Source organism: Nitrogeniibacter mangrovi, assembly GCF_010983895.1.
Taxonomy (GTDB): domain Bacteria; phylum Pseudomonadota; class Gammaproteobacteria; order Burkholderiales; family Rhodocyclaceae; genus Nitrogeniibacter; species Nitrogeniibacter mangrovi.
In genome coordinates this window covers 503,526-517,586 of the sequence record NZ_CP048836.1, presented here as the reverse complement: position 1 = coordinate 517,586, position 14,061 = coordinate 503,526, and the positions used below count along the sequence as shown (strand labels likewise).

The 14,061-nt window shown below is 68.7% G+C and carries 15 protein-coding genes; 1 reads left to right on the top strand and 14 read right to left on the bottom strand.

Translation table 11 applies throughout. The features are described 5' to 3' along the window. Positions 1-20 precede the first annotated feature (20 nt). The 14 genes from G3580_RS02315 to G3580_RS02255 all read right to left on the bottom strand — a co-directional run bounded on the left by G3580_RS02315 (position 21) and on the right by G3580_RS02255 (position 12,903). Positions 21-2,036, bottom strand: a complete 2,016-nt coding sequence (locus tag G3580_RS02315) for an acetyl/propionyl/methylcrotonyl-CoA carboxylase subunit alpha (RefSeq protein ID WP_173763728.1) — start codon at positions 2,034-2,036, stop codon at positions 21-23. Continuing rightward, positions 2,029-2,154: a hypothetical protein gene (locus tag G3580_RS20215; RefSeq protein ID WP_267313322.1), complete on the bottom strand. Its 126-nt coding sequence runs from the start codon at positions 2,152-2,154 to the stop codon at positions 2,029-2,031. The genes G3580_RS02315 and G3580_RS20215 overlap by 8 nt, the downstream gene beginning before the upstream one ends. Before the next feature lie 226 nt (positions 2,155-2,380). Further along, positions 2,381-3,187 (bottom strand): enoyl-CoA hydratase/isomerase family protein, encoded by an 807-nt coding sequence (locus G3580_RS02310; RefSeq protein WP_173763727.1) that lies wholly within the window; start codon positions 3,185-3,187, stop codon positions 2,381-2,383. Beyond that, positions 3,184-3,819 carry an FMN-binding negative transcriptional regulator gene (locus G3580_RS02305; RefSeq protein WP_173763726.1) on the bottom strand — a complete coding sequence of 212 codons (636 nt, stop codon included), beginning with the start codon at positions 3,817-3,819 and terminating at the stop codon, positions 3,184-3,186. Before G3580_RS02305 ends, G3580_RS02310 begins: the two co-directional genes overlap by 4 nt. Before the next feature lie 3 nt (positions 3,820-3,822). Continuing rightward, the gene (locus G3580_RS02300; protein ID WP_173763725.1) at positions 3,823-5,430 is read right to left on the bottom strand and encodes a carboxyl transferase domain-containing protein; all 1,608 of its coding nucleotides are present in this window, start codon (positions 5,428-5,430) and stop codon (positions 3,823-3,825) included. 13 nt (positions 5,431-5,443) lie between these two features. After that, entirely contained in the window at positions 5,444-6,043 is a 600-nt protein-coding gene (locus tag G3580_RS02295; RefSeq protein ID WP_173763724.1) for an LOG family protein, read from the bottom strand. Between the two features lie 3 nt (positions 6,044-6,046). Next, positions 6,047-6,649 (bottom strand): 2-hydroxychromene-2-carboxylate isomerase, encoded by a 603-nt coding sequence (locus G3580_RS02290; RefSeq protein WP_173763723.1) that lies wholly within the window; start codon positions 6,647-6,649, stop codon positions 6,047-6,049. A gap of 28 nt (positions 6,650-6,677) precedes the next feature. Beyond that, positions 6,678-7,112, bottom strand: a complete 435-nt coding sequence (locus G3580_RS02285; RefSeq protein ID WP_173763722.1) for a PaaI family thioesterase — start codon at positions 7,110-7,112, stop codon at positions 6,678-6,680. Between the two features lie 9 nt (positions 7,113-7,121). Next, positions 7,122-8,255 carry an acyl-CoA dehydrogenase gene (locus G3580_RS02280; RefSeq protein ID WP_173763721.1) on the bottom strand — a complete coding sequence of 378 codons (1,134 nt, stop codon included), beginning with the start codon at positions 8,253-8,255 and terminating at the stop codon, positions 7,122-7,124. A gap of 89 nt (positions 8,256-8,344) precedes the next feature. Continuing rightward, positions 8,345-9,535, bottom strand: coding sequence for an acetyl-CoA C-acetyltransferase (locus tag G3580_RS02275; protein WP_173763720.1), 1,191 nt, complete (start codon positions 9,533-9,535; stop codon positions 8,345-8,347). Between the two features lie 33 nt (positions 9,536-9,568). Then, positions 9,569-10,708, bottom strand: a complete 1,140-nt coding sequence (gene can / locus G3580_RS02270) for a carbonate dehydratase (protein WP_173763719.1) — start codon at positions 10,706-10,708, stop codon at positions 9,569-9,571. An 80-nt stretch (positions 10,709-10,788) separates the two neighbouring features. Continuing rightward, positions 10,789-11,961 (bottom strand): isovaleryl-CoA dehydrogenase, encoded by a 1,173-nt coding sequence (locus G3580_RS02265; RefSeq protein WP_173763718.1) that lies wholly within the window; start codon positions 11,959-11,961, stop codon positions 10,789-10,791. Positions 11,962-11,991: 30 nt separating this feature from the next. Beyond that, positions 11,992-12,441, bottom strand: a complete 450-nt coding sequence (locus tag G3580_RS02260; protein WP_228720744.1) for a PaaI family thioesterase — start codon at positions 12,439-12,441, stop codon at positions 11,992-11,994. A gap of 63 nt (positions 12,442-12,504) precedes the next feature. Next, complete coding sequence (locus G3580_RS02255) at positions 12,505-12,903, bottom strand: MerR family transcriptional regulator (RefSeq protein WP_173763717.1); 399 nt, start codon at positions 12,901-12,903, stop codon at positions 12,505-12,507. Positions 12,904-13,016: 113 nt separating this feature from the next. On the opposite strand from G3580_RS02255, the gene G3580_RS02250 reads away from it, so the two are divergent. Next, positions 13,017-14,054, top strand: a complete 1,038-nt coding sequence (locus tag G3580_RS02250) for an MBL fold metallo-hydrolase (RefSeq protein WP_173763716.1) — start codon at positions 13,017-13,019, stop codon at positions 14,052-14,054. Positions 14,055-14,061: the final 7 nt, after the last annotated feature.

Sequence of the window (14,061 nt, the reverse complement as noted above, 5' to 3'; positions counted from 1 at the left end):
CGCCGGCCGTGGCTGTTCCGTCAGACCGACGGCGTGATCTCGAATTCCACCAGTTCCTCCCCATCGCCCACCTGGTCGCCCACGGCGAAGCGGTGCGCCTTGAGGGTGCCGGCCGCCGGCGCGGCGATGGTGTGCTCCATCTTCATGGCCTCGAGGATGAGCAGCGGCGCGCCCTTGGCCACCGTCGCCCCGGCGGCGGCCACCAGCGCGATCACCTTGCCCGGCATGGGCGCCACCAGCGCCCCTTCGGCGCCGCCGCCCTCGCCGCTGTGGTGCAGCGGATCGACCCGGGTGAGCTGCCAGGCACGGCCATTGACGAACACATGGCGCTTCTCGCTAGCGACCACCACGGTGGCGTCCATGCGCCGCCCGTCCAGGTCGATGCGCATCACCCCGCGTTCGTCCATCTGCCCGCGCGCCTCGGCGCGCCGGCCGTTTAGGCTGAGGGTGTAGCCGTCGGGGCGGTAGGCCACCGTCACCACCTGCTCGGTCTCACCGAGGCGGAAGATCAGGTCGCGCCGCGCCGTGGCGTTGAGCCGCCAGCCATCGCGTGCATGCCAGGGCGAGCCCGGATCTTCGTCGCGGCGCGCCCTGGCCCGGCCGCGGGCGCTCTCGCGCAGCAGTTCCGCCAGCGCCGCCACCTGCCACACCTCGTCGGGCGTGGGCCGTGATTCGGGGAACAGATAGGCCTTCTCCCGTTCGATCAGGCCGGTGTCGAGATCGGCACTGGCAAACGCCGGGCAGGCCACCAGACGCGAGAGGAAGCCGACGTTGTTGGCGACGCCGACGATGCGGTACTCGGCCAGCGCCTGCAGCAGGCGCGAGCGCGCCCGGTCACGGCAGCCCTCGCCTTCGTCCCACACGATCAGCTTGGCGATCATGGGGTCGTAGTGGGGGCTGATGGCATCGCCCTCCTCCACCCCGGTGTCGACCCGCACATGCAGGCCCTCGACCGGCGGCGACAGGTGCACCAGGGTGCCGGTGGAGGGCAGGAAGCCCTTGTCCGGATCCTCGGCGTAGATGCGCGCCTCGATGGCATGGCCGCGGATCTGCAGCTGCTCCTGCGCCAGCGGCAGCGGTTCGCCGGCGGCCACCCGCAGCTGCCATTCGACCAGGTCGAGCCCGGTGATCATCTCGGTGACCGGATGCTCCACCTGCAGGCGGGTGTTCATTTCCATGAAATAGAAGCTGCCGTCCGGGCTGGCGATGAACTCCACCGTGCCGGCGCCCACGTAGCCCACCGCACGGGCCGCATCGACCGCGGCCTGCCCCATGGCGGCGCGCCGCTCCGGGGTCATGCCGGGGGCCGGCGCCTCTTCGAGCACCTTCTGGTGGCGGCGCTGCACCGAGCAGTCGCGTTCGAACAGATAGACGCAGTTGCCGTGGCGGTCGCCGAACACCTGGATCTCGATGTGGCGCGGCTTGAGCACGTACTTTTCCACCAGCACATGGTCGTCACCGAAGCTGCTGGCCGCCTCACGCTTGCAGGAGGCGAGCGCGTCGGCGAAGTCCTCGGCGCGCTCGACCAGGCGCATGCCCTTGCCGCCCCCGCCGGCCGCGGCCTTGATGAGCACCGGGTAGCCGATGGCCTCGGCCTCGCTCGCCAGCAGCGCCGGGTCCTGGTCGTCGCCGTGATAGCCCGGCGTGAGCGGCACACCGGCCGCTTCCATCAGCTTCTTGGCCTCGGACTTGGAGCCCATGGCATGGATGGCGCTCACCGGCGGGCCGATGAAGACGATGCCGGCCGCCTCGCAGGCATGGCAGAAGGCCTCGTTCTCGGACAGGAAGCCGTAGCCCGGGTGGATGGCCTGGGCACCGGTTTCCTTCGCCGCGGCGATGATCCGCTCGATCACCAGATAGCTCTCCCGGGCCGCCGCCGGCCCGAGCAGCACCGCCTCGTCGGCCAGGCGCACATGGCGGGCGCTGGCGTCGGCCTCGGAATACACCGCCACGGTCTTGATGCCCATCCGCCGCGCGGTCTTGATGACCCGGCAGGCGATTTCGCCGCGGTTGGCGATCAGGATTTTTTCAAACATGGTGCCCCTCCGCGGCGAAATCGCCTGAGTCCGCGATGCGGACAAGGCGATGTGACTGCGTCGCTGCGCCGCTTCGCGGCGGGTCACCGCGGTTGGCGATCAGGATTTTTTCAAACATGGTGCCCCTCCGCGGCAAAATCGCCTGAGTCCGCGATGCGGACATGGCGATGTGACTGCGTCGCTGCGCCGCTTCGCGGCGGGTCACCGCAGTTGGCGATCAGGATGTTTTCAAACATGTCTCCCCCTCTCATTCTCACGTCGCCCGGCCCAGGGCCGCAGGCCCGACGCCGGGGCCACCGCGCCTCGATGGCACCGCGTTCCCGGCGTCGCTGCGCTCGGCCGGGCTACGCCCCACGTCCGGGCACCCACGCCGCCGGCCGTTTTTCCAGAAACGCGGCCAGGCCTTCCTTCGCCTCCGGCGTCGCACGCAGCGCGGCGATGCGCCGGGCGGTGTCGTCGAGTACCGCCTCGGTCACCGGCTGATGGGCCACGGCACGAATCAGGTCCTTGGCTGCCGCCTGCGCCTGCGGTCCGCCTTGCAGGATCGCGGCGACCAGTTCGGCCACCTTGGCATCGAGCGCCGCATCGTCCTCCACGAGCTCATGCACCAGCCCCAGCGCGGCGGCGCGGGTCGCATCGATGCGCTCGGCACTGAGGAAGTAGCGATGCGCCTGACGCGCGCCGATGGCGCGCAGCACGTAGGGGCTGATGGTGGCGGGCGTGAGGCCGAACTTCACCTCCGAGGTGGCGAACACCGCCCGCGCCGAGGCGATGCAGATGTCGCAGGCCGAGGCCAGCCCCATGCCCCCGCCCAGCGCCGCGCCATGCACCCGCGCGATGGTCGGCTTGGAGAGCGTCGCCAGGCGCGCGAGCATGTCGGCGAGCCGGCGCGCGTCGGCCACGTTGGCCGCCTCGCCGGCCTCGCCCTGCGCCTTCATCCAGTTCAGGTCCGCCCCGGCGGAGAAGCTCCTGCCGCGGCCGGCGAGCACCACCACCCGCACCGTGTCGTCCGCCTCCAGCGCAGCAAAGGCCGCGTCCAGCTCGGCGATGAGGGTTGCGTTGAAAGCGTTGTGCTTGTCCGGGCGGTTCATCCACACGGTGGCGACGCCGCCGTCACACTCGATCGTCAGGGTCTCGAACTCGGTGCTCATGGGCGATCCTTTGCAAAGCGCTCGACCAGACCGGCCATGGCCCGTGCGGCCTCGTCGCCGGTCGACAGGGCCTGGACGACCCCGGCGCGGTTGTTCTCCGGCTGGTTCTGGCTGACCTTCCATTTGCCGACCAGTCGGGTCACTTCGATCTCGATGCCGACGATGGCGCCCAGCATGCGCTCGACATAGTCGTCCGGCGCGTCGCTCACCTGCCACGGGGTGGGCAGGCCGGCCTCGTGGGTACGGGTCAGATCGGTGACCAGCGCATGCAGCCAGTCGCGCTCCTCGATCACGCGCAGGATGCCGCGCGCATGGACGACCGCGTAATTCCAGGTGGGCACCACCTTGCCGGTCTCGGCCTTGGTCGGGTAGGCGGAGGGGCTGATGTAGTGATCCGGCCCCTGGAAGACACACAGCACATGCTCGCCGTCATGGTCCTCCCAGAGCGGATTGGCGCGGGCGACATGGCCGGCCAGGCGCTCGGCGCCTTCGGCGCCGCGCACCATCAGGGGCACATGGTTGGCGTCCAGTCCGTCCGCCCCGTGGGTGACGAGCGTGGCCAGCGGATGCGCGCGCATGAACTCATGCAGGCAGGCCGGATCTTCAATGGAAAAATGGCGCGGACAGTACATGGCTCACATCCGGAACACGCCGAACCTGGTCGGCGCAATCGGCGCATTGAGCGCGGCCGACAGGGACAGCCCGAGCAGGCGCCGGGTCTGGGCCGGGTCCACCACGCCGTCGTCCCACAGCCGCGCGGTGGCGTAGTAGGGATGGCCCTGGGCTTCGTACTGGTCGCGGATCGGCGCCTTGAAGGCTTCTTCCTCCTCGGCGCTCCACTGCCCGCCCTTGGCTTCGATCCCGTCGCGGCGCACGGTGGCCAGCACGCTGGCGGCCTGCTCGCCGCCCATGACCGAGATGCGCGCGTTGGGCCACATCCACAGGAAGCGCGGGCTGTAGGCGCGCCCGCACATGCCGTAGTTGCCGGCGCCGAAGCTGCCGCCGATGAGCACGGAAATCTTGGGCACCTGCACGGTGGACACCGCGGTGACCATCTTGGCGCCGTCCTTGGCGATGCCGCCGTTCTCGTACTTGCGCCCGACCATGAAGCCGGTGATGTTCTGCAGAAACACCAGCGGGATGCCGCGCTGGCCGCACAGTTCGACGAAGTGCGCGCCCTTCTGCGCCGATTCGCCGAAGAGGATGCCGTTGTTGGCGACGATGCCCACCGGGTAGCCATAGAGTTTGGCGAAGCCGGTGACCAGGGTGGTGCCGTAGCGGGCCTTGAATTCGTCGAAGCGCGAGCCGTCCACCACCCGGGCGATGATCTCGCGCACGTCGTAGGGTTTGCGGGTGTCGGTGGGGATGATGCCGTAGATCTCGGCCGGGTCGTAGATGGGTTCTTCCACGCTACCGACGGCCAGGTCCACCGGCTTGACCCGGTTGAGGTTGGCGACGATGCGCCGGGCGATGTTGAGCGCGTGGGCATCGTTCTCGGCCAGGTGATCGGCCACCCCCGACAGGCGGGTGTGCACATCGCCGCCGCCCAGGTCCTCGGCGCTCACCACTTCGCCGGTGGCCGCCTTCACCAGCGGCGGTCCGCCCAGGAAGATGGTGCCCTGGTTCTTGACGATGACGGTCTCGTCACTCATGGCCGGCACATAGGCGCCACCGGCGGTGCACGAGCCCATCACCACCGCGATCTGGGGGATGCCCTTGGCGGACATGTTGGCCTGGTTGAAGAAGATGCGACCGAAATGATCGCGGTCGGGGAAGACCTCGTCCTGCTTGGGCAGGAAGGCGCCGCCCGAATCGACCAGATAGAGGCACGGCAGATGGTTCTGCTCGGCGATCTCCTGGGCGCGCAGGTGCTTCTTGACCGTCATCGGGTAGTAGGTGCCGCCCTTCACCGTGGCGTCGTTGGCCACGATCATGCATTCGGTGCCCTCCACCCGGCCGATGCCGGCGATGACCCCGGCTGCCGGCGCATCGCCGTCGTACATGCCGAAGGCGGCCAGCTGGCCGATCTCGAGGAAGGGCGTGCCCGGATCGATGAGATGGCCGATGCGGTCGCGCGGCAGCAGCTTGCCACGGGCCAGGTGCTTGTCGCGCGCGGCCTCGCCGCCGCCGAGGGCCACCTGGGCGGCCTTGGCGCGCAGGTCGGCGACCACGGCGTCCATGGCCGCGGCGTTGGCGCGGAATTCTTCCGAGCGGACATTGATCTTGGACTGGAGGGTGCTCATGGAGGCTCTCGGCTCAGAGTTGATCGGTGTTGTCGATGCGCGCATCGGTGTGCGGCGCCACATAGGCCGCCATGGCCCGCAGCAGGGCCGGAATCGACGCCTCGATGAGGAGGCGCTCGGCGTTCTGCGGCTTCATGAAGCCCTCGCTCACCCCGGCCGCCATCATCTGCCGCATGGGGGCGTAGTAACCGGCCACGTCGAGCAGGGCCACCGGTTTGCGGTGGAAGCCGAGCTGCGCCCAGGTGAGGATCTCGAACAGCTCCTCGAAGGTGCCCAGCCCGCCGGGCAGGGCAATGAAGCCGTCGGCCAGCTCGGCCATGCGCGCCTTGCGGGTGTGCATGGAGTCGACCACCTCCAGACGGGTGAGCCCCTCGTGGGCCACCTCCCAGTCCTTGAGGGCCTGCGGGATCACGCCGGTCACGCTGCCGCCGGCGGCCAGGCAGGCGTCGGCCACCACGCCCATGAGACCGACGTTGCCGCCGCCATAGACGAGCTCGATCCCGTCGGCGGCGAGGGTGCGGCCCAGGGCCTCGGCGGCCGCGGCGTAGTCCGGACGGGCGCCGTGACGCGAGCCGCAGAACACGCAGATGCGCTTGAACGGGAGCGTCGCCATGGCTCAGAACCCGCCGGTCTCGAGCCAGCGCTCGATCTGCGCCAGACGGTCCACCCCCCAGAAGGGCTCGCCGTCGACGATCACGTAGGGCGCGCCGAACACGCCGCGCGCCATGGCCGCCTCGTTCTCGGCCTTGAGGCGGGCCTTGACCGCGTCGGTCTGCAGCGCCGCGCTCAGTGCCTGCGCATCGACGCCAAGGCCGGCGGCGATGTCGACCACCGTCGCCGGCGCGGAGATATCGCGCCCGTCGCGGAACAGGGCTTGGAACGCGGCATGGGCGAAGCGCCGCGCCAGGGCACAGTCCTGATCGTGCAGCCAGTAGTAGGTGCGCGCCGCCGCCTGGGTGGCGATCGGAAAAGTGGCCGGCAGCTCGAAAGGAACTTCCAGCCAGCGCGCCATGCGGGCGAAGTCGCGCTTCACGTAGTCGCCCTTGAGCGGCACGCTCACCGGCGGTTCGGTGCGCGTGGTCTTGAACACCATCCCGAGCAGCACCGGATGCCAGCGCACCTGGCGCCCGAAGCGGGCGGCCAGGGCGTCGATCTTCTCGCTCATGAAGTAGCCGTAGGGCGAGGTGAAGTCGAAGTAGAAGTCGATCGGTTCGCGCATGGGGTCTCCCGTCGTTGGCACGCTGGCGTCAGGCCCCCTTGGGCCACAGGATCATCTGGGTGCATCGGAACAGGGCCAGCCGGCGGCCGCCCTCGCCGATCACCTCGGCGTCCCAGATCTGGGTGGTACGCCCGGTGTGCACCGCGCTCACCTCGCAGCGCAGCGCGCCCTCGGTCTGGGTGGCGAGGAAGTTGCTCTTCAGCTCGATGGTGGTGAAGCCGCTGGCCCCGTCCGGCAGATGGGCGAAGGTGGCCATGCCGGCGCCGGTGTCGGCCAGGGCGATGACCGAGGCAGCATGCAGGAAGCCGTTGGGCGCGAGCATCTCGGGGCGGATGCTCATGCCGAGCACCAGCCGCCCCGGCGCCAATTCGCTGATGCCCATGCCGTACCAGCCCGGCAGCGTGCCGGGCAGGCGCGCGTTGAGCCGATCCACCGATGCGTCCGGGTGCAGGGTGTGCACCATCGTCCCTCCTCAGGCGGCCAGCGCGCGGCCGATGACCAGGCGCTGGATGTCGGAGGCGCCTTCGTAGATCTGGCACACCCGCACGTCGCGATAGATGCGCTCGACCGGGAAGTCGCTCACGTAACCATAGCCGCCATGAATCTGGATCGCATCGGAGCACACCTGCTCGGCCATCTCGGAGGCGAACAGCTTGGCCATGGAGGCCTCCTTCAGGCAGGGCCGACCCGCGTCCTTGAGGCTGGCGGCATGCCACACGAGCTGGCGCGCCGCCTCCAGCCGGGTGGCCATGTCGGCGAGGCGGAAGTTCACCGCCTGGTGCTCGAAGATGGGCTTGCCGAAGCTCTCGCGCTCGTGGGCGTAGTGCACCGCCGCCTCCAGCGCCGCGCGCGCCATGCCGAGGCTCTGGGCGGCGATGCCGATGCGCCCGGCCTCGAGATTCGACAGGGCGATCCGGTAGCCCTCGCCCTCGGCCCCGAGCAGCGCGTCGGCGCCGACCCGGCAGTGCTCGAACAGGATCTGCGCGGTGTCCGAGGCCTTCTGGCCCATCTTCTCCTCGATGCGCGCGACCACGTAGCCGGGGTTGTCGGTGGGCACCAGGAAGGCGGAGATGCCCTTCTTGCCGGCGGCCTTGTCGGTGACCGCGAACACGATCGCCACGTCGGCCTCGCGCCCGGTGGTGATGAACTGCTTGACGCCGTTGAGGATCCAGCCGTCGCCGTCCCTCACCGCGGTGGTGCGGATGGCGGCCGCGTCGGAGCCCACATGCGGCTCGGTCAGGCAGAAGCAGCCGAGCTTCTTGCCCTGCGCCAGCGGGCGCAGCCATTGGTCTTTTTGCGCATCGGTGCCGTAGCGCAGGGTGATGCCGCAGGCCAGCGAGTTCTGCACGCTGACAATGGTGGAGGTGGCGCCGTCACCGGCGGCGATCTCCTCCAGCGCCAGCACCAGGCTCAGGTAGTCCATGCCGGCGCCGCCCCAGTCCTCGGGCACCACCATGCCCAGGGCGCCCAGCTCGGCGAGCCCGTTCAGGGCCTCGCGCGGGAAGGTGTGGTTGCGGTCCCAGTCGGCCGCGTGCGGCGCCAGTTGCTCCTGCGCAAAGGCGCGCAGGGTGTCGCGAATCATTTCCTGCTCTTCGGTCAGGATCATGGGTCTCTCCTCTGTCTGGTGGGTCCTTGTCCCGCCGATGTCTTCTCTCATCGCCCGGATGCAGCCGAAGGCGGAACCCGGGCTGCGGGTCAAACCACTTCCACCGCCATGGCAGTGGCCTCGCCGCCGCCGATGCACAGGCTGGCCACGCCGCGCTTGAGGCCACGATGGCGCAGGGCGCCAAGCAGGGTCACCAGGATGCGCGCGCCCGAGGCGCCGATCGGATGACCCAGCGCGCAGGCGCCGCCATTCACGTTCACCTTGTCGTGATCGAGCTGCATCTCGTGCATCGCCGCCATGGTGACCACCGCGAAGGCTTCGTTGATCTCCCACAGATCCACGTCGGCCACGCCCCAGCCCACCTTGGCGAGCAGCGCCTGCATGGCCCCCACCGGGGCGGTGGTGAACCAGGCCGGCGCCTGGGCATGGGTGGTGTGGCCGAGGATGGTGGCCAGCGGGGCGAGCCCGAGCTGGTCGGCGGTGGACCGGCGCATCAGGACGAGCGCGGCGGCGCCGTCGGAGATGGAACTGGAGTTGGCCGGGGTCACGGTGCCGTCCTTGGCGAAGGCCGGCTTGAGCGAGGCGATCTTGTCCAGGCGCGCCTTGAGGGGCTGCTCGTCCTGAGCCACCACGGTGTCGCCGCCGCGGCCGGCGACGGTCACCGGGGCCACCTCCCAGTCGAAGGCGCCGCTCGTGATGGCCGCCTGGGCACGGGTGGTGGAGGCGATGGCGAATTCGTCCTGGGCGGTGCGGGTGAAGTCGTAGTGACGGGCGCAGTCCTCGGCGAAGGTGCCCATGAGACGCCCGGCGGTGTCCTTGCCGTAGCGGTCTTCGAGGCCGTCGAAGAACATGTGGTCGATCACCTGACCATGACCGAGGCGATAGCCGCCGCGCGCCTTGGGCAGCAGGTAGGGCGCGTTGCTCATGGACTCCATGCCGCCGGCGACCATGATGTCGTTGGTGCCGACCCGGAGCAGGTCGTGGGCGAGCATGGTGGCCTTCATGCCCGAGCCGCACACCTTGTTGACCGTGGTGCACCCGGCGGACAGCGGCAGGCCGGCGCCGAGGGCCGCCTGGCGGGCGGGCGCCTGGCCGACGCCGGCCGGCAGCACGCAGCCCATGATGACTTCCTCAATCCGCTCGGCCGACAGACCGGCGCGCTCGAGCGCAGCGGCGATCGCGACGCTCCCGAGTCGGGGCGCCGTGAGGCTCGCCAGGTCTCCCTGAAAGCCACCCATGGGGGTGCGGGCGGCGGAAACGATGACAACGGGGTCGGACATGGCGAGCTCCTAGTACATGATGGGCGCCCCCGCTCAGTCGAGGGCGTCGAGCGCCGCGGCATAGCGCGGCACGAGTTGTTCGGGGTGGCTGACCGTCAGCCCCAGGTCGGACACGAGACCGTCCTTGAGACCGTAGGCCCAGCCATGGACCGTCAGTTGCTGGCCGCGCGCCCAGGCGTCCTGGACGACCAGCGTCTGACACAGGTTCACCACCTGTTCGAGCACGTTGAGCTCGCACAGGCGGTCATGGCGCATCTCGGGCGGCAGCGCGCTCACCCGGGCGATGTGTTTGGTGTGCACGTCCTGGACATGGCGCAGCCACATGTCCACCAGGCCCACGCGCTCGCGCCGCAGCGCGGCGCCGACGCCGCCACAGCCGTAGTGGCCGACGACCATGATGTGCTTGACCTTGAGCACGTCGACGGCGAACTGCACCACCGACTGGCAGTTCAGGTCGGTGTGCACCACCACGTTGGCGACGTTGCGATGGACGAACACCTCGCCCGGCAGCAGGCCGACGATCTGGTTGGCGGGCACGCGCGAATCGGAGCAGCCGATCCACAGGTATTCAGGCGACTGCAGCTGGGCCAGCTTGGAGAAGAACTCCGGATCGACCTGGTTCATCTGCCGCGCCCAGGCGCGGTTGTAGTCGAACAGATGGGCTAGATGCTCGTTGTTGACCTGCGACTCGTCCCAGCGCTCCAGATCGAGGGACAGGAAGATGGCCCCCTCGACCGGCGTGGGGTAATAGGCGGGCGCCTCCTGGAAGCCGAGCTCGCGATAGAGTTTCACCGCGATACGCATGGCCGGCTGGGTGTCGATCATGATGCGCTTGTAGCCCAGCGCGCTGGCCGCGCGGATGGCCGCCAGCGCCAGTTCGCGCCCCACGCCCTGGCCGCGGGAATCGGGTTCCACATACAGGCGCTTCATCTCGCACACGCCTTCGGAGAACTTGCGCACCCCCACGCAGCCGGCGGGCTTGCCGTCGAGTTCGGCATAGAACAGGCGCCCCTCCGGCGCACTGTAGGCGCCGGGCAGGGAGGCCATTTCCGCGTCGAAGTTCTGGAAGCCCAGATCCACGCCGAGCCAGCCCGCATAGTTGCGGAAGAACTGGCGCACATGCTCCAGTTCGTTGGTGTCGGACTCGGTCAGGACGCGCAGGATGCTTGCCATGGTTTTTCTCGCTCTACACAATCAGGTCAGGCCAGACGATACCCGAGGCCGGCCCTTCTTGCGTGGCGTTGCAACAAGCCTCACTGCGTTTCCGCGAACAGCTCGCGACCGATGAGCATGCGGCGGATTTCGCTGGTGCCGGCACCGATCTCGTAGAGCTTGGCGTCGCGCCACAGGCGGCCCACGGGATACTCATTGGTATAGCCCACGCCGCCGAGCGCCTGGATGGCCTCGCCCGCCATCCAGGTGGCCTTTTCGGCCGAATACAGGATGGCGCCGGCCGCATCCTTGCGCAGGCTGCGGGCGTGGTCGGTGCGGTCGCAGGCCTGACCGACCGCATACACATAGGCCCGGGTGGCCATCCAGGTGGAATACATGTCGGCGAGCTTGCCCTGCATGAGCTGGAACTCGCCGATGGCCTGGCCGAACTGGCGGCGCTCGTGCAGATAGGGCACCACCGTGTCCATGCACGCGGCCATGATGCCCAGCGGGCCGCCGCACAGCACCGCGCGCTCGTAGTCCAGCCCGCTCATGAGCACCCTGACGCCGTTGCCCTCGCCACCGAGCACATTCTCCTCGGGCACCTCGACGTCGTCGAAGAACAGCGGATAGGTGTTCGAGCCGCGCATGCCCAGCTTGTCCAGATGGCTGCCGTGGCTGAAGCCGGCCATGCCCTTCTCGATGATGAAGGCGGTGATGCCCTTCGGGCCGGCGTCGATGTCGGTCTTGGCATAGACCACCAGCACGTCGGCGTCGCCGCCGTTGGTGATCCACATCTTGGCGCCGTTGAGCACGTAGCGCTCGCCCTTCTTCTCGGCGCGCAGCTTCATGCTCACCACGTCGGAGCCGGCGTTGGGCTCGCTCATGGCCAGAGCGCCAACCGTGTCGCCGGCGACCAGGCCGGGCAGGTACTTGCGCCGCTGCGCCTCGGTGCCGTTGCGGTAGATCTGGTTCACGCACAGGTTGGAGTGGGCGCCGTAGGACAGGCCCACCGAGGCCGAGGCCCGGGACACTTCCTCCAGCGCCACGATATGCGCCAGATAGCCCATGGCGGTGCCGCCGTAGGCCTCGGGCACGGTCATGCCGTGCAGGCCCAGGTCACCCAGCTTCTTCCACAGATCGGCGGGAAACAGGTTCTCCTGGTCGATCTGTGCCGCGCGTGGCGCGATCTCGTTGCGGGCAAAGTCCCACACCGCGTCGCGCAGCATGTCGATGGTTTCGCCCAGGTTGAAATTCATGCTCGGGATCGTCATGCCCCGCTCCTCCTCATCAGTGCCCCGGTCTCAGGCCGGGTGCATGGTCATCAGGGTCTGCTGCATGGTGGCGCAGTGGATGCGCTCGTCGCCGCGGGCCACGAACACCTCGGCGCGCGTGATCACCAGATTGCGCCCGGCGCGCACCACACTGCCTTCGGCAATCATCCGCTCGCCGGCGGCCGGCGCCAACAGGTTGATCTTGTATTCGACGGTCAGGACGCTGGCCGCGTCGGGCATCAGGGTGTAGCCGGCAAAGCCGGCGGCGTTGTCGGCCAGCATGCCGATCACCCCGCCATGGAAGTAGCCATGGTGCTGCGACAGCTCCTCCCGATAGGGCAGCTCGATGGTGCATTCGCCCGGCGCCAGATGCGTCATGACCGCCCCGACGAAGCCCATCAGCGGCTGCTCGTCGAAACTGCGGCGGACCTTGGCAAGCCCCGGCACGACCGCTTCGAGCGACTCGTCGATACTGGACACGATCAGCCTCCTCCCGTTAAATTACGTTTACGTTAACGTAAATCATATCCGAAAAAAAGAGGGTCAGGATTTTCCCTGACCGGCGCGATGGGCATCGAGCAGTTCGGTACATTGACGCTCGAGCAGGTCGATCTCCCCGAGCACGACCTCGATGTCCTCGAGTTGCTGGGCCAGCGCCCGGCGCCGGTCGGCGAGCACCTTGAGGAAATGCGCGAGCTGCGGCGCGTTGTCGGCCGCACCGTACATCTCGAGGATCTCCTTGATCTCCGCCAGCGACAGCCCCAGGCGCTTGCCGCGCAGGGCGAGCTTGAGGCGGGTACGGTCGGCGCGGGAGTAGATGCGGTTGCGTCCCGCCCGCGCAGGCGTCAGCAGGCCCTGGTCCTCGTAGAAGCGGATGGTGCGCGGCGTGATGTCGAACTCGCGCGCCAGCTCGGAAATGGTATAGGTGGTGTCTTTGTTCATTCGCTCGGGTGCCTCGGAGGCACCGGGGGACGCCTGTGATTTTGGTGTGGTGCGCGGCGAGTAAATCAGATTTGCCCCCGCGCCGCAATGCACCGGCTCTGGAGAAGACCGACATGACTGCGCAGCCTCGACTGCAGTATCCCTTCGACACGCTGCCCGAAACGGGCCAGTGGCTCACCGTCGCGCCCGGCGTGCACTGGGTGCGCATGCCCCTGCCCTTTGCCCTCGACCACATCAACCTGTGGCTGCTCGACGATGGCGGCGCGGTGACCCTGGTGGACACCGGCTTCGGCCTGCCGGAGGTGCAGGCGGCGTGGACGCACATCCTCGAGACGCTGGGCCGACCGGTCGCGCGCATCGTGGTCACCCATTGCCATCCGGACCATCTGGGCCTGGCCGCCTGGCTGTCGGCGCAGACCGGCGCCGAGGTGCACATGACCCAGGGCGAGTTCCTCGGCGCCCAGGCCCTGTGGCACCAGCTGCCCGGCTTCTGCGTGGACGACATGGTGGCGCAGTTCCGCCATCACGGGCTCGACGACGCCCGCCTCGACGCCCTGAGCCGCCGCGGCAACGCCTACCGCAAAGGCATTCCGGCGCTGCCGGGACATTACGAGCGCCTGGTGGACGGCACGACCCTGTCCATCGGCGGCCATGAGTGGGCGGTCATCGTCGGCACCGGCCACTCGCCCGAGCACGCGGCACTGTACTGCGCCGATCTGGGCATACTCATCTCGGGCGACATGCTGCTGCCCACCATCAGCACCAACATCAGCGTTTTTGCTGCAACGCCGCACGACGATTCGCTGGCCCGATTCCTCGATTCAATCAAGCGTTTCAAGCGCTTGCCCGACTCTACGCTCGTGCTACCATCGCATGGCAGGCCTTTCAAGGGGATTCATGCGCGCGTCGATCAGCTTCACGAGCACCACCGCGAACGCTGCGATGCACTATTGGCCGCCTGCACCACACCCAAGTGTGCCGGCGACCTGCTCGAAACCCTGTTTCCGCGTGAACTCGATACCCACCAGGTGATGTTCGCGATGGGAGAGGCCATTGCCCATGTCAATTACCTCGTGCGCGGGAGGGAACTGCGCGGGGTCGGCGACGGCAGTGGTGTGGCCCGCTACGTATCCAACGCTCTACCCGAATGAGGAATCC